Source organism: Streptomyces sp. NPDC051207 (assembly GCF_040682395.1).
In the GTDB taxonomy this organism is placed as follows: domain Bacteria; phylum Actinomycetota; class Actinomycetes; order Streptomycetales; family Streptomycetaceae; genus Streptomyces.
The window spans coordinates 190,625-216,622 of sequence record NZ_JBFBAX010000002.1 but is presented as its reverse complement, the minus strand read 5'-3'; the positions used below and the strand labels follow the sequence as shown (position 1 = coordinate 216,622).

Here is a 25,998-nt window from a genome sequence, read left to right as displayed (position 1 = left end):
GGACACCCCCTCGGTACGGTGAGCCGAACGCGCCCAGGCGCATCCCACCCACCGCCACCTCAGAGGCACCCGTGTTCCTGACGATCACCACCACCGGCACCCCCGCGTCCCCCGCGACCGACCTCGGTTTCCTGCTGCACAAGCACCCCGACAAGGCGCAGGCGTTCGCCACCTCCTACGGCACGGCCCACGTCCTCTACCCCGAGGCGGACGCCGGACGCTGCACCGCGGCGCTGCTGCTGGAGGTGGACGCGGTGGCGCTGGTGCGGCGCGGCAGGGGCAAGGGCCGGGGCGGCGCCCCCGACGCGGCGCTCGCACAGTACGTCAACGACCGCCCCTACGCCGCGTCCTCGCTGCTCGCCGTCGCCCTGAGCAGTGTCTTCTCCAGCGCGATGCGCGGCGTGTGCCACGCCCGCCCGGAGCTTCCCGGGCAGCCGCGCCCGCTGCGCGTGGAGGTGCCCGCGCTGCCCGCCCGCGGCGGCGCCGACCTCGTACGGCGTCTGTTCGAACCGGCCGGCTGGACGGTCACCGTGGAACCGGTGCCGCTGGACGCGGAGTTCCCGCAGTGGGGCGATTCGCGGTACGTGCGTCTCGTCCTGGAGTCCGACGGGCTGACCGTCGCCGAGGCGCTGCGGCACCTGTACGTCCTGCTGCCCGTACTGGACGACGCCAAGCACTACTGGGTGTCCTCCGACGAGGTCGACAAGCTGCTGCGGGCCGGGGACGGCTGGCTGGCCGGCCACCCCGAGCAGAGGCTGATCACCAGCCGCTACCTGTCGCGCCGCTGGTCGCTGACGCGCGAGGCGATGCAGCGGCTGGAGCTGGTCCGGCTGGCCGAGGCCGACGACAGCGAGGTCGAGGAGATCGACAACGCGGTCGGGACGGAGGCGGAGACCGAGGAGCGGCCGGCCCCGCTCGCCGAGCAGCGTCGGGACGCGATCGTCACCGCGCTCCGGGCGTCCGGTGCCGCCCGCGTCCTCGACCTCGGCTGCGGCCAGGGCCAGTTGGTGCAGACGCTGCTGAAGGACCCGCGGTTCACGGAGATCGTCGGCGTCGACGTGTCGATGCGGGCGCTCACCATCGCCGGGCGGCGGCTCAAGCTGGACCGGATGGGCGAGCGCCAGGCGGCCCGCGTCCGGCTTCTCCAGGGCTCCCTCGCCTACACCGACAACCGGCTGGGGGGCTACGACGCCGCCGTGCTCAGCGAGGTGATCGAGCACGTCGACCCGCCGCGGCTGCCCGCCCTGGAGTACGCGGTGTTCGGCGCGGCCCGCCCCCGGACCGTCCTCGTGACCACGCCGAACGTCGAGTACAACGTCCGCTGGGAGAGCCTGCCCGCCGGGCACGTCCGGCACGGCGACCACCGCTTCGAGTGGACCCGCGCCGAATTCCGCACCTGGGCGCAGGCCGTCGCCCAACGGCACGGCTACGCCGTGGAGTTCGCACCCGTCGGCCCCGACGACCCGGAGGTCGGCCCGCCCACGCAGCTGGCCGTGTTCACCGTGCAGACCGAGAAGGAGGCGAAGGCGGCATGACCGGGACACCCAAGGGGCGCGTCCTGCCCGTCACCGACCTCTCCCTCGTCGTGCTCGTCGGCGCGTCCGGCGCCGGCAAGTCCACCTTCGCCCGACGGCACTTCAAGCGGACCGAGGTGCTCTCGTCGGACTTCTGCCGCGGCCTGGTCAGCGACGACGAGAACGACCAGAGCGCGACCCGCGACGCCTTCGACGTGCTGCACTACATCGCCGGCAAGCGCCTGGCCGCCGGCCGCCGCACGGTGGTCGACGCCACCAGCGTGCAGCAGGACGCCCGGCGCCGGCTCGTCGAACTGGCCCGCGAGCACGACGTGCTGCCGATCGCCGTCGTGCTCGACATACCCGAGGAGGTGTGCGCCGAGCGCAACGCGGCCCGCACCGACCGCGCCGACATGCCCCGCCGGGTCATCCAGCGCCACATCCGCGAACTGCGCCGCTCCCTGCGGCACCTGGAGCGCGAGGGCTTCCGCAAGGTGCACGTGCTGCGCGGCGTGGAGGAGGTCGAGAACGCCACCGTCGTCACCGAGAAGCGGTTCAACGACCTGACCCACCTCACCGGGCCGTTCGACATCATCGGTGACATCCACGGCTGCTCCGCCGAACTGGAGGCCCTGCTCGGCAAGCTGGGCTACGTCGACGGCAGGCACCCCGAGGGCCGCACGGCCGTCTTCGTCGGCGACCTCGTGGACCGCGGCCCGGACAGCCCGGGCGTGCTGCGCCGCGTGATGACGATGGTGAAGTCGGGCAACGCGCTGTGCGTGCCGGGCAACCACGAGAACAAGTTCGGCCGCCACCTCAAGGGCCGCACGGTCCGGCACACCCACGGCCTCGCCGAGACCGTCGCGCAGATGGACGCCGAGAGCGAGGAGTTCCGCGCCGAGGTACGGGAGTTCATCGACGGGCTGGTCAGCCACTACGTCCTGGACGGCGGCCGGCTGGTCGTCTGCCACGCCGGGCTGCCCGAGAAGTACCACGGCCGCACCTCCGGCCGGGTCCGCAGCCACGCCCTGTACGGCGAGACGACCGGCGAGACCGACGAGTTCGGGCTGCCGGTGCGCTACCCGTGGGCGGAGGACTACCGGGGCCGCGCGGCCGTGGTGTACGGCCACACCCCGGTCCCGGAGGCGACGTGGCTGAACAACACGATCTGCCTGGACACCGGCGCCGTCTTCGGTGGCAGGCTCACCGCGCTGCGCTGGCCGGAGCGCGAACTGGTCGACGTACCGGCCGAGCGCGTGTGGTACGAGCCGGTGAAGCCGCTGCGGTCCGAGGCGCCCGGCGGGCAGGACGGGCGCCCGCTCGACCTCGCGGACGTGAGCGGCCGGCGCGCCGTGGAGACCCGGCACGCGGGCCGTGTCACCGTCCGGGAGGAGAACGGGGCCGCCGCGCTGGAGGTCATGAGCCGCTTCGCGGTGGACCCGAGGCTGCTGCCGTACCTGCCGCCGACGATGGCGCCCACCGCGACGTCGCAGGCCGACGGGTACCTGGAGCACCCGGCGGAGGCCTTCGCGCAGTACGCCGCCGACGGGGTCGCGCGCGTCGTGTGCGAGGAGAAGCACATGGGGTCGCGGGCCGTGGCCCTGGTGTGCCGGGACGCGCGGACGGCGGCGAGACGCTTCGGCGTGACGGGCCCGACGGGCTCGCTCTACACCCGTACCGGACGCCCGTTCTTCGACGACGAGTCCGTCACCGAGGAGGTCCTCGCCCGGCTCCGCACCGCCGTGGACCAGGCCGGACTGTGGGCGGAGCTGGACACCGACTGGCTGCTGCTGGACGCCGAGCTGATGCCGTGGTCGCTGAAGGCGTCCGGGCTGCTGCGCTCGCAGTACGCCGCGGTGGGCGCCGCCTCCGGCGCGGTGTTCCCGGGCGCGCTGGCCGCGCTTGAGGGCGCGGCGGCCCGGGGCGTCGACGTGGCGGACCTGCTGGCACGGCAGCGTGACCGGGCCTCGGACGCGGCGGCGTTCACCGCGGCGTACCGGCGCTACTGCTGGACGACGGACGGCCTGGAGGGCGTGCGCCTGGCCCCGTTCCAGATCCTCGCCGTCCAGGGCCGCAGCCTCGCCGCGCTCCCGCATGACGAGCAGCTCGCGCTGATCGACCGGCTCGTGGAGCACGACGGCAGCGGCCTGCTCCGGACGACCCGGCGCCTGTACGTCGACACCGGCGACCCGGAGTCGGTGCGCGCCGGCGTCGACTGGTGGCTGGAGACGACCGGCCGCGGCGGCGAGGGCATGGTCGTCAAGCCGCTCGGCGCGCTGGTCCGCGACCACCGGGGGCGGCTGGTGCAGCCCGGCATCAAGTGCCGGGGCCGCGAGTACCTGCGGATCATCTACGGTCCCGAGTACACCCGCCCGGAGAACCTGGACCGGCTGCGCCACCGCTTCCTCAACCACAAGCGATCCCTGGCGGTCCGCGAGTACGCCCTCGGCCTGGAGGCGCTGGACCGGCTCGCGGACGGCGAGCCGCTGTGGCGGGTCCACGAGGCGGTGTTCGGCGTGCTGGCCCTGGAGTCGGAGCCGGTGGACCCCCGGCTGTGACGGGTCAGACCACCAGCCGCAGCCGCCGCGTGCACACCCCGACCCGCACGGACTGACCCCAGGTCAGTTGCAGTGCGTCGCCCTCCATGCCGTCCCCGAAGGCGACCAGCCGCTCGGACTCGACGGTCAGGCGCAGCGCGGCCGGGGCCGTCAGCTCGCCCGCCACCAGCGACGTGCCGGTGGCGGGCGAGGGCCAGGCCTCGCGGACGAACCACAGCAGCCGCGTCTCCGCGGGGCCCGGCAGCCGCAGCCCCGCGCCGCGCTCCTGCCACACCGACCGGATCCAGCCCGTCGCCCCCGTCCCGGTCCCGACCAGCACCCCCGAGGAGGCCTGGGCCTCGACGACACCCCCGTCGCCGTCGGGGCCCAGGCGGTACCTGGCCGTCGCGTGGCCCGCGGCGCCCAGGTAGATCTCGTTGAGGGCGACCACCCGCTGCGTGTCGTCGGCGACCGCTTCGACCATCGTCAGGTCGTCCGTCGCCGCACCCGCGTGCGCCGACCGCAGCAGTGCGCCCGCGTCGCCCACCGCGTGCCGCACCAGCACGCCCGGATTGCGTCCGGGGTCCGTGTCGACGCCGATCACCGGCTGGCCGGCGAGGTACTTGGCGGCGTTCGCCACCAGCCCGTCCTGTCCGACCACGACCACCACGTCCTCCGGTGCGAAGAGGAACCGGTCCAGGTCGGCGCGTTCCACCCGGGCCTGCCGCCAGGTGAGCGGCACGGCCGCGGAGACCTCGGCCAGCGCCCGCCGCGTGCGGTGGTGCCGGGCGGCGATCTCCGCGATGTCCCGGCCCCGGGAGGCGAGGAAGAACGCGGCCTGCCCGTGCGTGCCGTGCCGGGCCACCAGCTCCTCGTACTCCGTGGTGCGGTGCACGAGCACGGCCCGCGGGGCGAGGCTCACGCCCGCTCCCCGCCGCCCAGCCGGGCCAGCAGCCCGGTCAGCACGTCCGGCGACACGGTCACGCTGTCGATCCGCGGCAGGTTCTCCGCGAGCCGCGCGCCGGTGAGGGCGTGCAGGGTCGCCACGTCGGCGTCCGCGTGCACGCGCAGCCACGCCGCCTGCGCCTGGGCGCGCGCCTCGCCGACTTCCCGCGCCCCCTCGGCCTCGGCCCTGGCCAGCCGCACCGAACGGGTCGCCTCAGCCTCCGCCAGCCGTACCGTCCGGGCGGCCTCCGCCTCCGCGAGCCTGACCGTGCGGGCCGCCTCCGCCTCGGCGCGCACCGCGTCCGCGGCGGCCTGCTCCTCGGCGGTGCGGCGGGCGTTGGTGCCCTGCTGCTCGACCAGGCGCTCCTCGCGGCGGGCGAGTTCGATCCTGCTGGCCAGCTCGTTCTCGGCGATGGCCCGCTCCCGCTCGACGGCCACGGCCCGCCGCTCGTACGTGGCGCGGTCGGCGCCCTGCTGGATCAGTTCGCGGGCCGGGGTGCGCAGGGCCCGCTCGACCTCCGGTTCCGGTCTGAGTGCCACGACCCGCACGGTGACCACCTCGATGCCGGTGGCGGGCAGCCGGGGCTCGGCCGCGAGGCCCGCCGCGACCCGTTCGCGCACCGCCGCGACGCCGTCGACCAGCGCGGTGGCGAGCGGCGTGCGGGCCAGGACGTCGAGCGCGTGCTGCTGGGCCGTCTCGGTGAGCAGTGTGCCCAGCTGCTCCAGCGGCGCGCCGCGCCAGGCGCCGGTGTCCGGGTCGATGGAGAAGTCCAGCCGCTCGGCGGCGAGCGCGGGATCACCGACGCGGTAGGTGACCGTCGCCTGCACCGTCACGTCCTGGAAGTCCGAGGTGCGGGCATGGAAGGTCATCGCCAGTTCCCGGTCGTCCACCGGCACCTCGGACAGCGCGGCGGTCAGCGCCCGGTACCAGAAGCTGAGACCGGGCCCGTCGTGCACGAGTTTCCCGGACCGGTGGTGCCGGACGTGCGCCGTCGGAGCGCCGCGCAGATGGCGCCAGCCGAGGCGCCGGGTGATGTCGGCCATGAGACCCCCCAGTGATTTCGTCACATCGACGATAATGGAGCGGTCCGATTATCGTCAAGAGGACGAAAAACAGAAGGTGTCGGAATCGGTCGAGAAGCGGGTGAAGGCGGTCCGGAATGGCCAGGATGGAGGCATGGGATTCCATGTCGACTCCGAGGCCGGGCGGCTGCGCCGCGTCATCCTGCACCGGCCGGATCTCGAACTCAAAAGGCTCACACCCAGCAACAAGGACGCGCTCCTCTTCGACGACGTGCTCTGGGTGCGCCGGGCGCGCGCCGAGCACGACGGGTTCGCGGACGTGCTGCGCGACCGCGGCGTCACCGTCCACCTCTTCGGCGACCTGCTCACCGAGACCCTCGATGTCCCCGAGGCCAGAACCCTGGTCCTGGACCGCGTCTTCCACGAGAAGGCCTACGGCCCCCTCGCCGCCGACCATCTGCGCGCCGCCTTCGAGTCGCTGCCCTCCCGCGACCTGGCCGAGGCGCTGGTCGGCGGCATGACCAAGCGGGAGTTCCTGGACGCGCACCCCGAACCGACCTCCGTGCGCTTCCACGCCATGGACCTGGACGACTTCCTGCTCGGACCGCTGCCCAACCACCTGTTCACCAGGGACACCTCCGCCTGGATATACGACGGCGTCTCCATCAACGCGATGCGCTGGCCGGCCCGGCAGCGCGAGACCGTGCACTTCGAGGCGATCTACCGGCACCACCCCCTGTTCCGCGAGGAGGGCTACGGCAAGGGGTTCAACGTCTGGTCCGAGGGGCAGGCCGACTACCCCTCGACCATCGAGGGCGGCGACGTCCTCGTCATCGGCAACGGCGCCGTCCTCATCGGCATGAGCGAGCGCACCACGCCCCAGGCCGTCGAGATGCTCGCGCACAAGCTGTTCGCCGCCGGTTCCGCGACCACCATCGTGGCGATCGACATGCCGAAGCGGCGCGCGTTCATGCACCTCGACACCGTGATGACGATGGTCGACGGCGACACCTTCACCCAGTACGCCGGGCTCGGCATGCTCCGCTCGTACACCATCGAACCGGGCACCGGCGAGAAGGAGCTGAAGGTCACCGACCATCCGCCCGAGCACATGCACCGCGCGATCGCCGCCGCCCTCGGGCTCAGCGAGATCCGCGTCCTGACCGCCACCCAGGACGTGCACGCGGCCGAGCGCGAGCAGTGGGACGACGGCTGCAACGTCCTCGCCGTCGAGCCGGGTGTCGTCGTCGCCTACGAGCGCAACGCCACCACCAACACCCATCTGCGCAAACAGGGCATCGAGGTCATCGAGATCCCGGGCAGTGAACTGGGCCGGGGCCGGGGCGGTCCGCGCTGCATGAGCTGCCCGGTGGAACGGGGCGCCGTCGGCGCGTAGCCCCGGCGGGACAGGAAGGCGGCAGGGGAAGGTGGCATGGTGAAGGCGAGCTGACGAAGGCGATCTGACGAAGGCCTCTGTATAGAAATGCCGACCGTCGTATAGACTTCCAAGGGTCTCTGTCCCTCCCTGTCCACGCACCCCTGGAGCGCCCCCATGGCGACAGTCCCGACCGCTCTCACCGGCCGCCACTTCCTCAAGGAAGTCGACTTCAGCGCGCAGGAGTTCCTGGGCCTGGTCGAGCTGGCGGCCGAGCTGAAGGCCGCCAAGAAGGCCGGGACCGAGACACGCCACCTGCGCGGCAGGAACATCGCGCTGATCTTCGAGAAGACCTCCACGCGCACCCGCTGCGCGTTCGAGGTCGCCGCCGCCGACCAGGGCGCGTCCACGACGTACCTCGACCCGTCCGGCTCGCAGATCGGCCACAAGGAGTCCGTGAAGGACACCGCACGCGTGCTGGGCCGGATGTACGACGCCATCCAGTACCGCGGCGACAGCCAGGCCAAGGTCGAGGAACTCGCCGCGCACGCGGGCGTGCCCGTCTACAACGGCCTCACCGACGACTGGCACCCCACCCAGATGCTCGCCGACGTGCTCACCATGACCGAACACAGCGGCAGACCCCTGAAGGAAACCGCCTTCGCCTACCTCGGCGACGCCCGCTTCAACATGGGCAACTCCTACCTGATCACCGGCGCCCTGCTCGGCATGGACGTGCGGATCGTCGCCCCGAAGTCCTACTGGCCCGCCCAGGAGATCACCGACCGGGCCCGCGAACTCGCCGAGGCCTCCGGCGCCCGGGTCACGCTCACCGAGTCCCTCGCGGAGGGCGTGCGCGGCGCCGACTTCGTCGCCACCGACGTGTGGGTGTCCATGGGCGAGCCCAAGGCGGTCTGGGACGAGCGGATCGCGGACCTCGCCCCGTACGCCGTGACCATGGACGTGCTGCGCGCCACCGGCAACCCGGACGTGAGGTTCCTGCACTGCCTGCCCGCCTTCCACGACCTCGACACCGAGGTCGGCCGCGCTGTCCACGAGCGGCACGGCCTGCGGTCGCTGGAGGTCACGGACGAGGTGTTCGAGTCGGCCCACTCGGTCGTCTTCGACGAGGCGGAGAACCGGCTGCACACGATCAAGGCGCTTCTGGTGGCGACCTTGACCTGATCACGGTCAGCGCGGTCCTGTCCTGGCGCGGTCGGGCGGTCCCGGCGGCGAGCCGTTCACGACCGAGGCGGTCCCGGTCGCGGCCCCGGCCCGATCGCGCCTATCCTGTCCGGCGGCCCGGAGCCACCCCTTCCGCGGCCGTCGCCCGCGGCGGAACCCCGTCGCACCCGCACCACCAGAAACGAGCACGACCCGCATGCCCAGCACCACCGGCGCGCCCGGCACGCGCGCCCCGCGCGTCACCACCCCGCGCATCAAGTCCCCCGCCCTCCTCGTCGCCGAATCCGGCGCCGACCGCGAAGGCCACGGCCTGAGGCGCACGATGGGCCTCTTCCAGCTCATCTGCTTCGGCGTCGGCGCGATCGTCGGAACCGGCATCTTCGTCGGCCTGTCCGACTCGGTCGCCCAGGCCGGCCCGGCCGTCGTGGTCTCCTTCCTGCTCGCCGCGCTGACCTGCGTGCTCACCGCCTTCGCCTTCGCTGAGCTGGGCGGCGCCATCCCGGTCGCCGGCTCCTCGTACTCCTTCGCCTACGCCGGACTCGGCGAGACCACGGCCTTCCTCGTCGGCTGGTGCCTGCTCCTGGAGTACGGCGTGTCCGTCTCCGCGGTCGCCGTCGGCTGGAGCCAGTACGTCAACGAACTGCTCAACAGCGTCCTCGGCATCCGGCTGCCCGCCGCGCTGTCCGCCGGACCCGGCGAGGGCGGGCTGGTCAACCTGCCCGCCGTGCTCGTCATCGCCCTGGCCTGCGTGCTGCTGGTGCGCGGGGTGCGCGAGAGCGCCCGCGCCACCGCCGCGATGGCCGTGCTCAAGCTCGCCGTGCTCGTCGCGTTCTGCGCGATCGGCTTCACCGCCTTCCGGGACGGCAACCTCAGCCCGTTCTCCCCGGCCGGGCTCGGCGGCATCGGCGCCGGCACCACCGCCGCGTTCTTCTCGTACATCGGCTTCGACGCGATCACCACCGCCGGTGAGGAGGCGAAGAACCCGCGCCGGGACATCCCCGTCGCGATCCTCGTCTGCATCGGCCTGGTCACGCTGCTGTACTGCGCGGTCGCCCTCGCCGCCCTGGGCGCGGTCGGCGGCGACGCCGTCGCCGACCGGCCCGCCGCCCTGTCCTACGTCGTCAACGAGGTCACCGGCGCCACGATCGGCGGCGGGATCGTCGCCTTCGGCGCGGTCGTCGCCATCGCCTCGGTCGTCCTCGCCGTCATGTACGGCCAGACCCGCATCCTGATGTCGATGTCCCGCGACGGGCTCATCCCGGGCGTCTTCGAGAAGGTCTCCCCGCGCACCGCCACCCCCGTGGCCGGCACCCTGATCGTCGGTGTCGTCTTCGCGGTCCCGGCCGCCTTCGCCCCGCTGGACGCGGTGGTCAACCTGTGCACCATCGGCACGCTCGCCACCATGGCCGCCGTCAACGTCGCCGTGCTCGCGCTGCGCCGCCGCGAACCGGGCCTCGCCCGCACCTTCCGCGTGCCGCTCTACCCGGTCACGCCGCTGCTCGGCCTCGGCTTCTGCCTGTACCTGATGTACGAGACGGGCGCCGGCACCTGGATCCGGTTCGCGGTGTTCCTCGCGGCCGGCCTCGCGCTCTACGCCGGCTACGGGCGCCGCAACTCCCGGCTCGCCCGGCTCACGGCGAGCGACGCCGCTGAGCGGGAACCACAGGCAGTCTGAACCACACCGCCTTGCCGGACTCGGTGGGGCGGTGTCCGCAGGACGAGCTGAGGGCGCGGATCAGCAGCAGGCCGCGCCCGTGCTCCTGCCACGGGTCGGGCGCCTCCGGCACCGGACGGGTCAGATCGCCCGGCGGTGCCGGGTCGGGGTCGTGCACCTCGACCCGGCAGCCGGTCGGCCGCACCTCCACGACCAGCTCGATCGGGGTGTCCCCGGTGGTGTGCTCGACGGCGTTCGCCACCAGCTCCGCCGTGAGCAGCTCGGCGGTGTCGCAGTCCGCGCCATGCTCCACCTCCGCCAGCGCCGTGCGGACCAGGGCACGCGCGACCGGCACCGCGGAGGCGGCGTGGGGCAGGGCGACGCGCCAGGAGGCGGGGGCGTGGGAGTCGTGCACAACAAGTCCGTCATGTGCAGGCTGTCCTGATTTCAACCGTACGCATGGTACGGGGGCGCCCGTCAGCAGTGTCCGGGGGGCACGGTAGGGGGCCGCCGGCCCGTCGCCCGGCGGCCTGCGGCCCTCCGTCCGCCCTCCCGGCACGCTCCCCGGGCGACGACACGTATATCGCGCACTCGTGACGACAGTCACGGATCGGTGATAACTTCGAAGGGCAGGGCTCGGCTCGGCTCCGGAGGCCGCAGCTAGGCCCAGTGAGGCAGTGCCCGCCCGAGGAGGCCGCCCGTCATGAGTCCCTTCACCGGCTCCGCCGCCCCCACCGCCGACTGGCGGCACCTGCGCGTCGACCTCGCCGACGGCGTCGTCACCGTCACCCTCGCCCGCCCCGACAAGCTCAACGCGCTGACCTTCGGCGCCTACGCCGACCTGCGGGACCTGCTCGCCGAGCTGTCCCGCACCCGTGCCGTCCGCGCCCTGGTGCTGGCCGGTGAGGGACGCGGCTTCTGCTCCGGCGGCGACGTCGACGAGATCATCGGCGCCACCCTCGCCATGGACACCGCCGGACTCCTCGACTTCAACCGGATGACCGGCCAGGTGGTGCGGGCGGTGCGCGAGTGCCCGTTCCCGGTGATCGCCGCCGTCCACGGGGTCGCCGCGGGCGCCGGCGCGGTCCTCGCCCTGGCCGCCGACTTCCGCGTCGCCGACCCCACCGCCCGCTTCGCCTTCCTCTTCACGAGGGTCGGCCTGTCCGGCGGCGACATGGGCGCCGCCTACCTGCTGCCGAGGGTCGTCGGCCTGGGCCACGCCACCCGCCTGCTGATGCTCGGCGAACCGGTCCGCGCCCCCGAGGCCGAGCGCATCGGCCTGATCAGCGAACTGACCGACGAGGGCCACGCCGACCAGGCCGCCCAGTCCCTGGCCCGCCGCCTCGCCGACGGCCCGGCCCTGGCCCACGCCCAGACCAAGGCCCTCCTCACGGCGGAACTGGACATGCCGCTGTCGGCAGCCGTCGAACTGGACGCCTCCACCCAGGCCTTCCTGATGACCGGCGAGGACTACAGGGAGTTCCACGCGGCCTTCACGGAGAAGCGCCCTCCCCGGTGGAAGGGGCGGTGACGATGACGGCCGACCCCGGGGCACGACCGGCCACCCGTCACCCGCGCCGGCACGAGAACCCCCGGCGCATCGCCGTCATCGGCGGAGGCCCCGGCGGCCTCTACACCGCCGCCCTCCTCAAACGCCTCGACCCGGCCAGGGACGTCACCGTCTGGGAACGCAACGCGCCCTACGACACCTTCGGCTTCGGCGTCGTCCTCTCCGACGAGACCCTCGGCGGCATCGAACACGCCGACCCCGAGGCCTATACGGCCCTCCAGCACCACTTCGTCCGCTGGGACGACATCGACATCGTCCACCGCGACACCCGCCAGACCTCCGGAGGCCACGGCTTCGCCGCCCTCGGCCGCCACCGCCTCCTGCGGATCCTGCACGACCGGTGCCGCGCCCTCGGCGTCGACCTGCGCTTCAGCACACCGGCCCCGCACCCGGACCGGCTGGCCGCGGCGTACGACCTCGTCGTCGCGGCCGACGGGGTGCACAGCCAGACCCGCGACACGTACGCGGACGTGTTCCGCCCCCACGTCACGCCCCACCGCTGCCGCTACATCTGGCTCGCCGCCGACTTCGCCTTCGACGCCTTCCGCTTCGAGATCGCCGAGACCGGGCACGGCGTGATGCAGCTGCACGGCTACCCGTACGCGGCGGAGGCCTCCACCGTCATCGTCGAGATGCGCGAGGAGGTGTGGCGCGCCGCCGGGTTCGGTGAGCTGCACGAGCGGGAGGCGGTCGAGCGCTGCGCCAAGACCTTCGCCGAGGCGCTCGGCGGGCGCCCGCTGCGATCCAACAACTCGGCGTGGACGACGTTCCGCACGGTCGTCACCGAACGCTGGTCGCACGGCAACGTCGTCCTGCTCGGCGACGCCGCCCACACCGCCCACTTCTCCATCGGCTCCGGCACGAAGCTCGCCGTCGAGGACGCCCTCGCCCTCGCCGCCTGCCTGACCGAACAGCCCTCCCTGGAGCAGGCGCTCGCGGCCTACGAGGAGGAACGCAAGCCGGTCGTCGCCTCCACGCAGCGCGCGGCCCGCGCCAGCCTGGAGTGGTTCGAGAACCTCGCCCTGTACGTGGGCCAGCCGCCCCGCCGGTTCGCCTTCAACCTGCTCACCCGCAGCCGCCGCGTCACCCACGGCAACCTTCGGCTGCGCGACGCCCGTTTCACGGAGTCGGTGGAGCGCGAGTTCGGCTGCCCGCCCGGCACACCGCCGATGTTCACGCCGTTGCGGCTGCGCGGCCTGACCCTGCGCAACCGGGTCGTCGTGTCCCCGATGGACATGTACTCGGCCCAGGACGGCGTCCCCGGCGACTTCCACCTCGTCCACCTGGGCGCACGGGCGCTCGGGGGAGCCGGGCTCGTGATGACCGAGATGGTGTGCGTCAGCCCCGAGGGCCGCATCACGCCGGGCTGCGCCGGCCTCTACACCGGACGGCAGACCGAGGCGTGGCGGCGGATCACCTCCTTCGTGCACGAGCGGGCGCCGGGCACCGCCATCGGCGTGCAGCTCGGGCACAGCGGGCGCAAGGGCTCCACCAAGCCGATGTGGGAGGGCATGGACGAGCCGCTGGACGACGGCAACTGGCCGCTGGTCGCCGCGTCCCCGCTGCCGTACACCCCGCGCAGCCAGGTCCCGCGGGCGCTCAGCCGGGCCCGGCTCACGGACCTGAGGGAGCAGTTCACGGCGGCGGCGGTCCGTGCCGCCCGCGCCGGGTTCGACCTGCTGGAACTGCACTGCGCGCACGGCTACCTGCTGTCCGGCTTCCTCTCCCCGCTGACCAACCACCGCACCGACGCCTACGGCGGCCCGCTCGCCAACCGGCTGCGCTTCCCGCTGGAGGTGTTCGACGCCGTACGGGCCGTCTGGCCGGAGGAACGCCCCATGACCGTGCGGATCTCCGCCACCGACTGGGCCGACGGCGGCACCACCGCCGACGACGCCGTCGAGATCGCCCGGGCGTTCGCCGCGCACGGCGCCGACGCGATCGACGTGTCGACCGGGCAGGTCGTCGCCGACGAACGACCCGAGTTCGGACGGTCGTACCAGACGCCGTTCGCGGACCGCATCCGGCACGAGGCGCGCATCCCGGTGATCGCGGTCGGCGCGATCTCCTCCTGGGACGACGTCAACTCCCTGGTCCTGGCGGGCCGCACCGACCTGTGCGCGCTCGCCCGCCCGCACCTGTACGACCCGCACTGGACACTGCACGCGGCGGCCGAGCAGGGCTACGCCGGTCCCGGCGCCGTCTGGCCCGCTCCGTACCGCGCGGGCAGCAGGCCCCCGCGCACCGGACGCGCGGACGCCCCCAAACCCCGGCTCAGCCTGTCCGGCTGAGACCGCGGACGGGCGGGATCACGCGTCCGGGCCGAGACCGGCGTACGCCGCTCCCGCGTCCCGCAGCCGCTCGTGCAGCTCACGGAAGACGGCGGCCGACCGGACGCCCGGCCAGTCGGCGGGCAGCAGCCGGGCGGGCAGGCCGGGATCGGCGTAGGGCAGGTGGCGCCAGGAGTCCAGGGCGAGGAGGTAGTCGCGGTAGGCCTCCTCCGGCGGGGTGTCCGCGCGCCGCCGCCACGCCTCCAGCACGCGCGCGTGGCGGTCCAGGAACGCCTCGTGCTCCTTGGCGATCGCCGCCAGGTCCCACCAGCGGGCGACGGCCTCCACGGTCGGCGCGAACCCCAGGTGCTCGCCGCGGAAGAAGTCGACGTACCCCTCCAGGCGCAGCCGCTGCAGGGTGTGCCGGGTCTCCTCGTACAGCCGCGCCGGGGCGATCCACACGCCGGGCGCCGCCGTGCCGAAGCCCAGTCCGGCCAGCCGGGAGCGCAGCACGTGCCGCTTCTGCCGCTCCGACTCGGGCACCGAGAACACCGCGAGGACCCAGCCCTCGTCCTGAGGCGCCGCCGCGGCGTAGACGCGCCGGTCGCCGTCCTCCAGCAGCTGCCGTGCGTCCGGCGACAGCCCGTACCCGGCGGCGCCCGATTCCGTGCGGCCCGGGACGAGCAGCCCGCGCCGCTTGAGCCGCGACACCGAGGAGCGCACCGAGGGCGCGTCCACGCCGACCGCGGCCAGGAGCCGGATCAGCTCGGCGACGGGCACCGGGCCCGGGGCGAAGCGGCCGTACGCGCCGTAGAGCGTGACGATGAGAGACCGTGGTGCATGCTGGTCGGACACGTTGATCATCTTAGGGTCTTCGGCATCACTGCTGGTCACCCTCGGCGACGGCGGACGCGCGCAGCTTGAACCGCTGGAGCTTGCCGGTCGCCGTGCGCGGCAGCGCGTCCATGAAGACGATCTCGCGCGGGCACTTGTACGGCGTCAGCTCCGCCTTCACGAAGGCCCGCAGCGCCTCGGCGTCCCGTGCGGCGCCCTCCTTCAGCACCGCGTACGCCACGACGGCCTCGCCGCGCGCCTCGTCGGGCCGCCCCACGACCGCCGCCTCGACCACGTCCGGGTGACGCAGCAGGGCGTCCTCGACCTCGGGGCCGGCGATGTTGCAGCCGGCCGAGATGATCATGTCGTCGGCGCGGGCCACGTACCGGAAGTAGCCGTCGGGTTCGCGGACGTAGGTGTCGCCGGTGATGTTCCAGCCGTCGCGCACGTACTCCCGCTGCCGCGGGTCGGCGAGGTAGCGGCAGCCGACCGGGCCGCGTACGGCGAGCAGGCCCGGTTCGCCGTCGGGCACGGGGTCGCCGTTCTGGTCCTGCACGCGCGCGTGCCAGCCCGGCACCGGAAGGCCCGTCGTGCCGGGGCGGATCCGGTCGTCGGCGGCGGAGATGAAGATGTGCAGCAGTTCGGTGGCGCCGATGCCGTTGATGAGGCGCAGCCCGGTCCGCTCGTGCCAGGCGTGCCAGGTCGCCGCGGGCAGGTTCTCCCCGGCCGACACGCAGCGGCGCAGCGAGGTGACGTCGTGCGCGTCGAGGGCGTCGAGCATCGCGCGGTACGCGGTCGGCGCGGTGAACAGCACCGAGACCCGGTGCTCGGCGATCGCGGGCAGCAGGTGCCGGGGCGTCGCCTGCTCCAGCAGCAGGGCGCTCGCCCCGGCCCGCATCGGGAAGACCACCAGCCCGCCGAGGCCGAAGGTGAAGCCGAGCGGCGGGCTGCCCGCGAACACGTCGTCCGCGCGGGGCCGCAGCACGTGCCGGGAGAAGGTGTCGGCGACGGCCAGCACGTCCCGGTGAGCGTGCATGCAGCCCTTGGGACGGCCGGTGGTGCCCGAGGTGAAGGCGATCAGCGCCACGTCGTCGGCCGCGGTGTCCACCGCCCGGTACGGCCCCTGCGGCGCCGGACGGTGGAGCAGGTCGCCGGGGGAGTCACCGCCGTACGTCGTGATCCCCAGGTCCGGGATCTCCGCCTTGACGAGGTCGTCGACCGCGCGGACGTCGCACAGCGCGTGCCGCACCCGCGCGATCTCGCACATCGTGGCCAGCTCGTGCGGGCGCTGCTGGGCCAGCACCGTCACGGCGACCGCGCCCGCCTTCAGCACCGCGAGCCAGCAGGCCGCCAGCCACGGGGTGGTGGGGCCGCGCAGCAGCACCCGGTTGCCGGGGACGACACCGAGGTCGCCGGTCAGCAGATGGGCGATGCGGTCGACGCGGGCGCGCAGCTCCCCGTACGTCCAGGCGGGGCCGGCCGGGGTGCGGAACACCGGCCGGTCGGCGGGCGGGCCCGACAGCAGCTCGTCGGCGCAGTTGAGGCGGTCCGGGTAGCGCAGTTCCGGCAGGTCGAAGACGAGCTGCGGCCACTGGTCGGGCGGTGGGAGGTGGTCCCGTGCGAAGGTGTCGACGTGGGCGGTGGCCGCGCGCCGGGCGCCCGGGGTGTCCCCGTGATGCATGACGATCGCCCCCTTTGTGGTGGTGGGCTCGCACGAGGAGCGTATCGTGTTGGTGACGGCAGTCAACGGTGCGCGATAACCTCGGAGGTGTCCCGGCGGCCACGAGGGCGGCGGGGGAGAAGCGACCGGGAGGCCCGGGAATGACCGCGTTCTCGCTCGAACCGGAACAGACCGCCTGGTGCGCCGAGCTGCGCACCCTGGCCGCCGAACGGCTCCGCCCCCTCGCCGACAAGGGCGAACCGGGCCACGTCAACCGGCCCCTGCTCGCCGAACTGGGCGCCCTCGGCCTGCTCACCCGCCTGTTCACCTCCGGCGCGCTCGGCCTGTGCCTGATGCGGGAGTCCCTCGCGTACGCCTGCACGGAGGCGGAGACGGCCCTCGCCCTCCAGGGCCTGGGCGCCCACCCCGTCCACGCCCACGGCACCGACGCGCAGCGCGCCCGCTGGCTGCCCCGGGTGAGCGACGGCACCGCGGTGGCGGCGTTCGCGCTCAGCGAGCCGGGGGCGGGCTCGGACGCGGCGGGGCTCGGGCTTCGGGCGGAGCGGCACGGACCAAAGACCCCGGACACCCCAACCGCCCCGCACACCCAGCCGCCGCCCCTCTGCGCCGACCCCGACGGCGGCTCCCGCTGGCGGCTCACCGGGGAGAAGTGCTGGATCTCCAACGCCCCGGAGGCCGACTTCTACACCGTCTTCGCGCGCACCACGCCCGGCGCCGGCGCCCGCGGGATCACCGCCTTCCTGGTGCCGGCCGACCGCCCCGGCCTCACCGGCACCGCCCTCGACATGCTCTCCCCGCACCCCATCGGGACGCTGGACTTCGACGCCGTGCCGGTCACCGCCGACGACGTGCTCGGGGAGACCGACCGCGGCTTCCGCGTCGCCATGGGCACCCTCAACCTGTTCCGCCCCGGCGTCGGCGCCTTCGCCGTCGGCATGGCGCAGGCCGCCCTCGACGCCACCCTCGCCCACACCGCCCGGCGCGACGCCTTCGGCGGGACACTCAGCGGCCTTCAGACCGTCGCCCACCAGGTCGCCGAGATGGCGCTGCGCACGGACGCCGCCCGCCTCGTGGTGTACGCGGCGGCCACGGCGTACGACGCGGGCGCGGCGGACGTCCCGAAACGGGCCGCCATGGCGAAACTACTGGCCACCGAGACCGCGCAGTACGTCGTCGACACGGCCGTCCAGCTGCACGGCGCCCGCGCCCTGCGCCGCGGCCACCTCCTCGAACACCTCTACCGCGAGGTCCGCGCACCGCGCATCTACGAGGGCGCGAGCGAGGTCCAGCGCGGCATCATCGCCAAGGAGCTGTACGCCGCCGCGGCGCAAGGGAAGGACGCCCCGTGACCGCCGAGCGCATCAACCCGCCCGACCTGTCCCCGCCCACCGGCTTCTCCCACGCCGTCGTCGCCACCGGCACCCGCGTCGTCTTCCTCGCCGGCCAGACCGCGCTCGACACCGACGGCAAGGTGACCGGCGGCACCCTCCCCGAACAGTTCACCCGCGCGCTCACCAACCTCCTGACCGCGCTGCGCGCCGCGGGCGGCACCCCGGCCGACCTCGCCCGCGTCACCGTCTACACCACCGACGTCGCCGCCTACCGCACCCACGCCCGCGAACTCGGCCGCACCTGGCGGCGGTTGGTGGGCCGGGACTACCCGGCGATGGCGGTCGTGGAGGTCGTGCGCCTGTGGGACGAGCAGGCGATGGTCGAACTGGACGGCTTCGCCCTGCTGACCTGAGTGCTCCCGCCGGACGGTGAGCGCCAACTCGCCACCGAAGGGGTGACGATCACGCCCCCGGGGACGGGCGCCCGGTACCTGTTGGAAGCCCCGACACCCGGGTTCACCCCAGGAGGTACCCCATGTTCTCGCGTCCCGCCCTCGGCGCCGCCGCCGGTGCCGCACTGCTCCTGCTGGCCGCCCCCGCGGTCCCGGCCGCCGCCGCGCCCGAGCCCCTTCCCGCCTACGAGACCGTCACCGTCGACCCGACGGGCAGCATCGCCGCGGACGGCACCGTGACCCTCTCCGGCACCTACCGCTGCACCGGCAGCACCGGGCCGGTGTTCCTCAGCTCGTCCCTCACGCAGAACCCCTCGAACGTCCGGCACGGCATCGGCGGCACCCGCGCGGTGTGCGACGGCGTGGAGCGCCGCTGGGTGAACACCGGCAAGCCGTACGCCACCACCCTGACGGCCGGCCCGGCCCAGGTCGAGGCGACCCTGATGGAGCTGCGGACCACGACCGGCCTGCCCCTGCCCGCCTTCCACGCCGCGCGGAACCAGGCCGTCACGCTGATCCAGGCCTGACCGGCGGGAGCCCCGGGGGCGGGCGGCCGGAAACCCGGCCGCCCGCCCCCGCGCGGAGTGTACGTTCGTACGCGTGTCGACGGACCCCTTCGCCCAGGACCCCCGCACCCAGCTGGAGCGCATTCTCGCCGGGGACCTCTGCATGGCCGACGACCCGGAGATCGCCCGCCGCCGGCAGCGCGCCGTACGGCTCACCGCGCGCTACCGGGCCGCCTACGCCGAGGACCCCGACGCGGCCAGGGCCGTGCCGGCGGAACTGCTCGGCTCCCTCGGCGAGGAGGCCCACGTACGGCCCCCGCTGCACGTCGACCACGGCAGCTCCCTGTCGATCGGGGCGCGCACGTTCGTCAACGTCAATCTGACCGCCCTGGACGTCGCCGCCATCACCATCGGCGAGGACTGCCAGATCGGCCCGAACGTCCAGTTGCTCACCCCACCCACCCCGTGCGGCCGGGGCCCCGGCGCGACAAGCTGGAGGCGGCACGGCCCATCACCGTCGGTGGGCAAACCGGCCCGGGTCGTCCGCACGCTCTGACGGGACGGCACATGGCACCCGGACACGCCGACCCGCGGCGGCGCGCGCGCCTCACCGCCGCCACGCTCGACCTGATCGCCGACGAGGGCCTCGCCGGCGTCTCGCACCGCAAGGCCGCCGCACGCGCGGGCGTACCGCTCGGGTCGACGACGTACCACTTCCGCGGCCGGGAGGAGCTGCTGCGCGAGGCGTTCACGCGCTTCGCCGACGGTGCCGTCGCCGCCTTCGACGCCCACCTCGGCGGGGCCGCCGACGCCGACGGGGCCCGCACGGCGGCCGCCGACCTGATCCACCGCCTCTACGACCGGCCGCGGCGCTACGTGGTCCTCACGCACGAGCTGTACACGCTCGCCGCGCGGGAGCACGCCCACCGCGAGCCGACCCGGGAGTGGATGCGCCGCAGCCGGGTATGCCTGGAGCGCCACGTCGACCCCGCGACCGCCCGGCAACGGGACGCGCTGATCGAGGGTCTGGCGCCGCACCGGGCGCTGGACACCGCACCGCACGACCGCGCGCTGACCGCCGAGGCCGTCGCGCGCATCACCGGCGGCCCGGCCCGGGACCGCCACCTGAGCCGCCCGTGCGGCACGGACCTGACACCGTGCCGCACGGGTGCCCCCGCATCCCGGGCCCCGACCGGACGGACCGCATCGGCGCGCGGCGACACCGGCGTCGGCCGCGGGGCCGCACAGGTCGGCGCGGCGATGACTCACGCGCGCCCCCTCTCACCGGGCTGCTTGACACCGAGGCCCGTCCGGCTGCGCTCGTTCGTCTCGGCCAGCCGCGCGCGCAGCAGTTCCTCCGCGGTCAGCGGCCGGACATCGGCGGGCTCGGCGTCCCATTCCCGGCCACCGGACAGAGGACGGAGCTGGAGATACGGCCCCTCGTGACCCATCACCATGCCGACCCGGCCCCGCGCGGCATCCCGGACCGCCACGCCGGGCGGCGGGGGAGCACCGGCATCGGGGGCCGGGGTGACGTGCGGGCCGTTCACCGAGCGGCGCCCCGGGCGATGACGGCGGCCAGGGCCAGGGCGACGGGCGCCGAACACACCCCGAGGTGCACGAGCGCGTAACGGGCGCTCACGGGAGCGCGGTAGTCGTCCGGCGCGGTCTCCCTTCCTTCCTCCGGGGTGTCGGGCAGAGGGGCGCCCCACGGCGTACGGACGTCCATCGCGGGGAGCTGGATGCCGGCGTCCGTGAGCGCGGCGGCGAGGGCGTCACGGGCGGTGAGGGCCTCCTGGAGTTTCGGGTCGGGCGAGCGGGGCTTGGTGCGCCTCGGGAGCGGGGGGCGGCCGGGGTTCGGATGCGGCATGGGGTGTCCTTCCGGGCTGCGGCAAGCGGGACGTGAATCGACGATTCCGGCACCACTTCCGCCTGCCGTGAATTACCGTGCGTAGTCGGTGTGTTACGAGAATGCCGCGCGTCCGGGCCGGGATGCGCCGTGGCCGGGGACCGGTTCCCCGCCGGGTGACGCACGTTCCACAACTTCCACGGGAAGGAGCGACCTTGCCGCAGCGACGCCTCGTCACGGGCCGCAGCCAGGAACCACGCCAACGGTTCGCCGAGGAGTTACGGCGGTTGAGGGCGCGGAAAGGGGAGAGCCTGCGGCAGCTCGGTGAGCGGCTGGGCTGGGACTGGTCGCTGTTCGGCAAGATGGAGAAGGGGGAGACGCTGGGCGGCCCCGAGGTCGTGCAGGCGCTCGACCACTACTACGGAACGCCGGGCATGCTGCTCGCGTTGTGGGAACTGGCGCGGGGGGACCACACGCAGTTCCGTGAACGGTATCGCCAGTACATGGCGTTGGAGGCCGAGGCGGTGAGCCTGTGGCACTTCGCGGTGAGCGTGCTGCCGGGGTTGTTGCAGACGGCGGGATACGCGCGGGAGGTGCTGTCCGCGGGTGGGCTCAGGGGCGAGGAACTGGAGCAGCAGATCGAGGCGCGGATGGGGCGGCGCGAGCTGCTGGAGGGAGACGACGCGCCTCCGTTCCGCACGATCCTGTCGGAAGCCGTACTGCGGACGGCCCTGCGGAACAGGACGGCTTGGCGGGAACAGTTGGAGTCCCTGCTGGAGGCGGCGGACCGGCCGGGCATGTCCGTCCACGTCCTGCCGTTCAGCGCCGGACACTACGGGCTCGACGCCACGGACGTCTGGTTCTTGAGGCTGCCGGGAGGCCACACGGTCGCGTACATCGAGAACGCGCATCGCGGTGAACTGATCGAGGAGCACGGGCCTGTCGAACGCCTACAGCGCGCCTATGATGCCGTACGCGACATGGCCATGTCCCCTGCCGAGTCGCGGAAGTTCATCCTGCGCATGTTGGAGGAAGTACCGTGCGACCCCACGCCCTGAACGCCGCGACTTGGCGCAAGAGTTCCTACAGCAACTCCGACGGCGGCGCCTGCCTCGAGGTCTCCGACGACTTCGGTGCCGTCGTCTCCGTGCGGGACAGCAAGCAGCCGTGCGGCCCGGTGATCACCTTTCGGGCTGGGGACTGGGCCTCGTTCGTCTCCGCCGTGCAGCGCGGTGCCTTGGACACCTGACAGAGGAAGTACCGTGCGACCCCACGCCCTGAACACCGCAACTTGGCGCAAGAGCAGCTACAGCAATCAGGACGGCGGCGCCTGCCTCGAGGTCTCCGACGACTTCGGTGCCGTCGTCCCCGTGCGGGACAGCAAGCAGCCGTGCGGCCCGGTGATCACCTTTCGGGCTGGGGACTGGGCCTCGTTCGTCTCCGCCGTGCAGCGCGGTGCGATGGGCAGCTGACGCCGGCCAGGGCCCACCGCACCGGCAGTGCCGTTCCTGGCCGCGGCTTCCCGGCGGTCGGGCCCTCGTTCACCGCGTGCTGCACACCGTCTTCGGGGCCGCCCTCCTGTCGCCGCTCCTCGCGGACTGCGCGTCCTGCACCCGCTGCACGTCCTTCAGCAGGCCCGGCACGTCGACGTCCTGACCGGCGGCGGCCCTGGCGACGGTCAGCAGAGCGGCCTCGTAGAAGGCGTCCCGCACGGCGGGTGCCATGACGTCCGAGGCGTCGAGGCAGCGGGGTCCCGCACCGAGCCGCCGCATGATCGCGCGTTCCACGGGGCCGCCCCGGTGCTTCACCCGACGGTTCGCCGAGAAGACGTCCGCCAGATCGGCCCACTTCTGCTGGCCCTCCGCGGAGGCGAGCCGCCGGATCAGGTCGCGGGCCGCGGGGCGGTCGCTGAACAGCGCGGCGAAGTCGCCGGTCACCTCGTGCGCCCGGACCCGGCCGCCGCCCCCGGGCAGGAGCGGGGCGGAGTCCATCAGGCCCGCGTGCCTGGCCTCACCGCGGTAGAAGGAGGGCGCGAAGGAGCCCTGGTGCTCCAGGGTGCAGCCCTGCCGGTCGTCGAACAGCAGCCCGTTGCCGTCCGGGGCGCCGCGGTGGTCGGTGAGCAGAGCGCGCTTGGCGGCGTCCTCGTTCTGCCGGAGCAGACCGGCCCAGGCCTCCCAGGCGGTGCGCACCGGGTCGCTCCGCCACCACTCGGGCGTGCCCGTGTCCAGCGCCCACTTCTCGTAGAAGGCCGGTCCTTCCCGTTGCAGTACGAGGTCCTCGATCCAGTCGGTGCCGGGCCAGCCGGAGGCGCCGTCGTCGCCCATGCCCAGGCACCAGCTCTCCACCGGGGCCGGTGCGGCGGCCGGCCGGTTGCCCTCGCGGTACCAGACGATGCTCTTCAGGTCGGCCTTGACCGGGACCCAGTAGACGTCCTCGGAGGGCGAGCCGGTCGACTTCCAGGGGGCGCCGTACTCCTGCGGGTCGTAGAGCGCGTTCAGCGGTTCGAGGAGGTTCTGGTCGGCGTACTCCGCGAGCTCGCCGAGACCGGGCATGATCACGATGTCCGGGGGCTCCCCCGACTGCACCTTGGACAGCAGCACCTCCCGCTGGGCGGCGGTGCCCTGGTAACGGAAGGGGATGCCGAAACCGCGCAGCACGGTCTCGAACCGCTCCTCCTGCGCCGCGGTCCACGTCCCGAGGATGGTCACCGGCTCCTCGTCGTCCTGCTGCGTCCACACCACCACCATGGAGCCGGCGGCCACCAGCAGCAGGGCCATCACGAGGACCAGCAACCTGAACCGCCGCGTCACCGCCGCCTCCAGTAGTCGTTGTCGAGGCGGAGACCGAGTCCCAGCACCGGCAGGACGAGGGCCAGCAGGCTGCCGACGAAGGCGCCCCGGTACACCCCGTCCGTCCAGGCGGTGTCGGCCATCCTCTGCCGCAGCTCCTCCGACTCCTCCGTCACGCGCTGCTGCGCGAAGGCCAGCCCGGGGCCGCTGCGCTGCGACACGTCGCTGATCGACCGCAGATCGCTGACCGCCCGGCCCAGGTCGTTGCCGGTGGAGGCCGCCGCCATCACCGGGACCACCGCGAGCAGCGCGGTGAGCACGAAGGCCGCGAGCAGGTACGCGTTCCAGTCCCGGCCGCAGCGGTCCCGCAGCACGAACAGCGCCGACAGCAGCGTCAACGCCACCGCCGCCAGGGCCAGTTCGGCGATCCACCACCCGGCGCGCTGCCAGCGCCCCATGGTGGCCGTGGCCTCGGCGTGCCGCAGCTGGGCCCGCTGCAGCGCCTCCAGGCGGAGGGCGACTCCCACCCCCTCGCGGTTGAGCAGCGAGTCCGCCTCCTTGAACCTCAGCTCACGCATGAGCGGCTGGTCGCGGTAGAAGGACGCGCCGAGGCCGAGCGAGTTGCTGTAGGTGGCGAGCAGCCCTTTGACCGTGCCGAGATCCTGGTCCGTGCGGTCGGCGATGCGGGACAGGCCCTGGTCGGCGGCCGAGAGCTGGGACCGGTACGCCTCGCCCGAGCCCGCCACGCCGATGAGCTGCATCTCCACCAGGGCGTTGGCCTCCTCGTGCGCACGCAGCGCCGCGAGCCGCGTGGCGACGAGCCCCTGCACGGCCGGCGCCTCACGGGACGCGAGTGCTTCGGCGCTGTGCTGGATCTGACGGCAGGACAGGAACAGGGCGGTCGACGCCACGGCCGTCAGCAGGAGCAGCACCAGCAGGTGCACCTCCAGCAGCCGACGGGTCCGGAAGGGCCTCATCCGCCTTCGCCAGTACGCGGCGGGGGAGTACCGGCGCCAGGTGGCGGCGGGTTCGGTCGTCACCGCAGCTCCTCTCCGCAGGCGATGCAGTACCGAGCCCGGCTCCCGGCCGGGTGGCCGCAGTCGGCGCAGCGCGGACCCGGCGCCGCACCGGCGGCTCCGGCCGGAGGCCAGTCGGTACGGGACCCGGCGCGCAGGATCGCCGGGCCGAGGCTTCCCGGGTCGACGTGGCGCAGCCTCACCTGGATCGTGGGGGAAAGCTCGACGTCGGCGACCGTGCGGATCACCTCCAGCACCCAGTCCGTGCCGAGCCGCACCGCGAGCCGGGCGGCCTGCCCCAGGCACTCCTCGGCGACGTCCCGCCGGTTCTTCTCGGCGGCGAGGAGCCCTCGGCGCAGCGCGTTGCCCATCCTGGCGGTGTCGTTGAGGTACCGGACGCTGCCGGTGCCCGTGCCGGCGCGGGGCGGGGACTGCCCGGGAAGGCGCCAGCGGCCGGTGACCGGCACGTGGACGTCGCCGACGGACACCATGGCGAACTGCAGCTCGGTCTCCAGCGGGTCGGCGTCCGCGTCGGCGACCAGGGTGAGCAGGTAGTCGCGCCGGCCCTCCTCCCACTGGTACGTCGGGAAGCTCCAGCGGTGCGGCCGGCCGGGCCCCCGCACCCCGCCGAGCAGGTGCGGCCGGGGCGACCTCTCGCTGAGCGACACCTCCCGTACGGTAGGCCGCACGGTCACGTCGATCGGCAGCTGGGCGGTGTGCACCCGGCCCAGCCGGTGGACGGCGGCGGTGATCGCGCGGCCGAGCCCGTCGTCCACGAACTCGGCCGTGCCGTGCAGCCGTTCGGCCAGGGTCAGCAGGGGATCGGGGGCCCAGTCCGCGCCGACGGCGAACACGTGGCAGCTGAACTGCCCGGCGCAGGCGTCCAGTTCCGCTTCGAGGCGGGTCTCGCCGGCCGCGCTGCTGCCGTCGGTGATCAGCACCAGATGCCGTACGCAATCCGGCCGGCCGGCGAGCAGGGCGCGCGCCGCGGCCACCCAGGGGGCGTACCCGGCCGGGCGCGGCCCGTCCCGGTGCAGGGGGAGGGACCCCGTGACGAAGGCCGCGCGGCGTCTTTCGTCCCGGTCGGCGACGGCCCACTCGGCGTCGCCCCGCGGATAGCACCGGACCGGCTCGGGGCCGCTGCCGAGCACGGCGAAGGAGATCCGGTCGGGCAGGGCGCGCAGCGCCGCCGGCAGGGCGTGCCGGACGGCCGCCCGGTTGGCCTCGGCGACGTCCACCGCGACGACCACGGCCAGCCGGACCGCGGGCAGGTCGGAGGGAGCGCCGTCGGCGGCCACGTCGACCTGGAGGTGGGCCTCGATCCGCGCGCCCCGGCGCGGGTGCAGATCGCCGTCGGCGTCGACGCGCAGCCGGATGCCCGGCTGGGGCGACCGGGTGGGGCTGCTCGTGCCGTGCGTCACCGTTGCTTCACCTCCGTCGCGGTGGCACGCCGGGTGCGGGGTGCCG

At 73.9% G+C, this 25,998-nt stretch carries 23 protein-coding genes and 2 pseudogenes; 15 read left to right on the top strand and 10 right to left on the bottom strand.

The window, feature by feature from the left end; all coding sequences use genetic code 11:
• Positions 1-71 precede the first annotated feature (71 nt).
• Both AB0M97_RS02745 and AB0M97_RS02740 read left to right on the top strand, forming a co-directional pair.
• Complete coding sequence (locus AB0M97_RS02745; protein WP_365958877.1) at positions 72-1,535, top strand: 3' terminal RNA ribose 2'-O-methyltransferase Hen1; 1,464 nt, start codon at positions 72-74, stop codon at positions 1,533-1,535.
• Positions 1,532-4,072: a polynucleotide kinase-phosphatase gene (locus tag AB0M97_RS02740; protein ID WP_365958876.1), complete on the top strand. Its 2,541-nt coding sequence runs from the start codon at positions 1,532-1,534 to the stop codon at positions 4,070-4,072. The genes AB0M97_RS02745 and AB0M97_RS02740 overlap by 4 nt, the downstream gene beginning before the upstream one ends.
• 4 nt (positions 4,073-4,076) lie before the next feature.
• On the opposite strand, the gene AB0M97_RS02735 is transcribed toward AB0M97_RS02740, so the two are convergent.
• Both AB0M97_RS02735 and AB0M97_RS02730 read right to left on the bottom strand, forming a co-directional pair.
• Positions 4,077-4,973 (bottom strand): hypothetical protein, encoded by an 897-nt coding sequence (locus AB0M97_RS02735; protein ID WP_365958875.1) that lies wholly within the window; start codon positions 4,971-4,973, stop codon positions 4,077-4,079.
• Complete coding sequence (locus AB0M97_RS02730; protein ID WP_365958874.1) at positions 4,970-6,040, bottom strand: SPFH domain-containing protein; 1,071 nt, start codon at positions 6,038-6,040, stop codon at positions 4,970-4,972. Before AB0M97_RS02730 ends, AB0M97_RS02735 begins: the two co-directional genes overlap by 4 nt.
• A gap of 133 nt (positions 6,041-6,173) precedes the next feature.
• Between AB0M97_RS02730 and AB0M97_RS02725 the strand changes: the two genes are divergently transcribed.
• The 3 genes from AB0M97_RS02725 (at position 6,174) to AB0M97_RS02715 (ending at position 10,254) form a co-directional block, all read left to right on the top strand.
• Entirely contained in the window at positions 6,174-7,415 is a 1,242-nt protein-coding gene (locus AB0M97_RS02725) for an arginine deiminase (RefSeq protein ID WP_365958873.1), read from the top strand.
• Positions 7,416-7,571: 156 nt separating this feature from the next.
• Positions 7,572-8,579, top strand: coding sequence for an ornithine carbamoyltransferase (argF, locus tag AB0M97_RS02720; RefSeq protein ID WP_365958872.1), 1,008 nt, complete (start codon positions 7,572-7,574; stop codon positions 8,577-8,579).
• 196 nt (positions 8,580-8,775) lie between these two features.
• Positions 8,776-10,254 (top strand): amino acid permease, encoded by a 1,479-nt coding sequence (locus AB0M97_RS02715; RefSeq protein ID WP_365958871.1) that lies wholly within the window; start codon positions 8,776-8,778, stop codon positions 10,252-10,254.
• Here AB0M97_RS02715 and AB0M97_RS02710 read toward each other — a convergent pair.
• Entirely contained in the window at positions 10,211-10,648 is a 438-nt protein-coding gene (locus AB0M97_RS02710; RefSeq protein WP_365958870.1) for an ATP-binding protein, read from the bottom strand. The genes AB0M97_RS02715 and AB0M97_RS02710 overlap by 44 nt on opposite strands.
• A 288-nt stretch (positions 10,649-10,936) precedes the next feature.
• Here AB0M97_RS02710 and AB0M97_RS02705 point away from each other — a divergent pair, with 288 nt between their 5' ends.
• Together AB0M97_RS02705 and AB0M97_RS02700 are read left to right on the top strand one after the other, a co-directional pair.
• Positions 10,937-11,764 carry an enoyl-CoA hydratase family protein gene (locus tag AB0M97_RS02705; RefSeq protein WP_365958869.1) on the top strand — a complete coding sequence of 276 codons (828 nt, stop codon included), beginning with the start codon at positions 10,937-10,939 and terminating at the stop codon, positions 11,762-11,764.
• 2 nt (positions 11,765-11,766) lie between these two features.
• Positions 11,767-14,094: a bifunctional salicylyl-CoA 5-hydroxylase/oxidoreductase gene (locus tag AB0M97_RS02700; RefSeq protein ID WP_365958868.1), complete on the top strand. Its 2,328-nt coding sequence runs from the start codon at positions 11,767-11,769 to the stop codon at positions 14,092-14,094.
• An 18-nt stretch (positions 14,095-14,112) separates the two neighbouring features.
• On the opposite strand, the gene AB0M97_RS02695 is transcribed toward AB0M97_RS02700, so the two are convergent.
• The gene (locus tag AB0M97_RS02695; RefSeq protein WP_365958866.1) at positions 14,113-14,937 is read right to left on the bottom strand and encodes a PaaX family transcriptional regulator C-terminal domain-containing protein; all 825 of its coding nucleotides are present in this window, start codon (positions 14,935-14,937) and stop codon (positions 14,113-14,115) included.
• A 16-nt stretch (positions 14,938-14,953) separates the two neighbouring features.
• Positions 14,954-16,588 carry an AMP-binding protein gene (locus AB0M97_RS02690; RefSeq protein ID WP_365958865.1) on the bottom strand — a complete coding sequence of 545 codons (1,635 nt, stop codon included), beginning with the start codon at positions 16,586-16,588 and terminating at the stop codon, positions 14,954-14,956.
• A 140-nt stretch (positions 16,589-16,728) separates the two neighbouring features.
• Here AB0M97_RS02690 and AB0M97_RS02685 point away from each other — a divergent pair, with 140 nt between their 5' ends.
• From AB0M97_RS02685 to AB0M97_RS02665, 5 genes and pseudogenes are all read left to right on the top strand, one after another.
• Positions 16,729-17,937 (top strand): acyl-CoA dehydrogenase family protein, encoded by a 1,209-nt coding sequence (locus tag AB0M97_RS02685; protein WP_365958864.1) that lies wholly within the window; start codon positions 16,729-16,731, stop codon positions 17,935-17,937.
• Entirely contained in the window at positions 17,934-18,332 is a 399-nt protein-coding gene (locus tag AB0M97_RS02680) for a RidA family protein (RefSeq protein ID WP_365958863.1), read from the top strand. The genes AB0M97_RS02685 and AB0M97_RS02680 overlap by 4 nt, the downstream gene beginning before the upstream one ends.
• Positions 18,333-18,454: 122 nt before the next feature.
• Positions 18,455-18,898, top strand: coding sequence for a DUF6299 family protein (locus AB0M97_RS02675; RefSeq protein WP_365958862.1), 444 nt, complete (start codon positions 18,455-18,457; stop codon positions 18,896-18,898).
• Positions 18,899-18,971: 73 nt separating this feature from the next.
• A pseudogene (locus AB0M97_RS02670) lies at positions 18,972-19,399 on the top strand (maltose acetyltransferase domain-containing protein); the annotation flags it as partial.
• A 45-nt stretch (positions 19,400-19,444) separates the two neighbouring features.
• Positions 19,445-19,978, top strand: a pseudogene (locus tag AB0M97_RS02665) (TetR family transcriptional regulator); the annotation flags it as partial.
• 164 nt (positions 19,979-20,142) lie between these two features.
• Here AB0M97_RS02665 and AB0M97_RS02660 read toward each other — a convergent pair.
• Together AB0M97_RS02660 and AB0M97_RS02655 are read right to left on the bottom strand one after the other, a co-directional pair.
• Positions 20,143-20,334 carry a hypothetical protein gene (locus AB0M97_RS02660; protein ID WP_365959031.1) on the bottom strand — a complete coding sequence of 64 codons (192 nt, stop codon included), beginning with the start codon at positions 20,332-20,334 and terminating at the stop codon, positions 20,143-20,145.
• An 89-nt stretch (positions 20,335-20,423) separates the two neighbouring features.
• Positions 20,424-20,747 (bottom strand): hypothetical protein, encoded by a 324-nt coding sequence (locus AB0M97_RS02655; protein WP_365958860.1) that lies wholly within the window; start codon positions 20,745-20,747, stop codon positions 20,424-20,426.
• A gap of 194 nt (positions 20,748-20,941) precedes the next feature.
• Between AB0M97_RS02655 and AB0M97_RS02650 the strand changes: the two genes are divergently transcribed.
• From AB0M97_RS02650 to AB0M97_RS02640, 3 genes are read left to right on the top strand one after another with little or no spacing between them, the layout of a single operon-like run.
• The gene (locus AB0M97_RS02650; protein ID WP_365958859.1) at positions 20,942-21,784 is read left to right on the top strand and encodes a helix-turn-helix transcriptional regulator; all 843 of its coding nucleotides are present in this window, start codon (positions 20,942-20,944) and stop codon (positions 21,782-21,784) included.
• The gene (locus AB0M97_RS02645) at positions 21,766-21,975 is read left to right on the top strand and encodes a DUF397 domain-containing protein (RefSeq protein ID WP_365958858.1); all 210 of its coding nucleotides are present in this window, start codon (positions 21,766-21,768) and stop codon (positions 21,973-21,975) included. Before AB0M97_RS02650 ends, AB0M97_RS02645 begins: the two co-directional genes overlap by 19 nt.
• Before the next feature lie 13 nt (positions 21,976-21,988).
• Complete coding sequence (locus tag AB0M97_RS02640) at positions 21,989-22,198, top strand: DUF397 domain-containing protein (RefSeq protein ID WP_365958857.1); 210 nt, start codon at positions 21,989-21,991, stop codon at positions 22,196-22,198.
• A gap of 69 nt (positions 22,199-22,267) precedes the next feature.
• Here AB0M97_RS02640 and AB0M97_RS02635 read toward each other — a convergent pair whose 3' ends face one another.
• Genes AB0M97_RS02635 through AB0M97_RS02625 form a run of 3 tightly spaced genes read right to left on the bottom strand, consistent with a single transcriptional unit; the run spans position 22,268 to position 25,952 of the window.
• Complete coding sequence (locus AB0M97_RS02635; RefSeq protein WP_365958856.1) at positions 22,268-23,536, bottom strand: extracellular solute-binding protein; 1,269 nt, start codon at positions 23,534-23,536, stop codon at positions 22,268-22,270.
• Positions 23,533-24,555, bottom strand: a complete 1,023-nt coding sequence (locus tag AB0M97_RS02630) for a hypothetical protein (RefSeq protein WP_365958855.1) — start codon at positions 24,553-24,555, stop codon at positions 23,533-23,535. Before AB0M97_RS02630 ends, AB0M97_RS02635 begins: the two co-directional genes overlap by 4 nt.
• Positions 24,552-25,952 (bottom strand): hypothetical protein, encoded by a 1,401-nt coding sequence (locus AB0M97_RS02625; RefSeq protein WP_365958854.1) that lies wholly within the window; start codon positions 25,950-25,952, stop codon positions 24,552-24,554. Before AB0M97_RS02625 ends, AB0M97_RS02630 begins: the two co-directional genes overlap by 4 nt.
• Between the last annotated feature and the right edge of the window lie 46 nt (positions 25,953-25,998).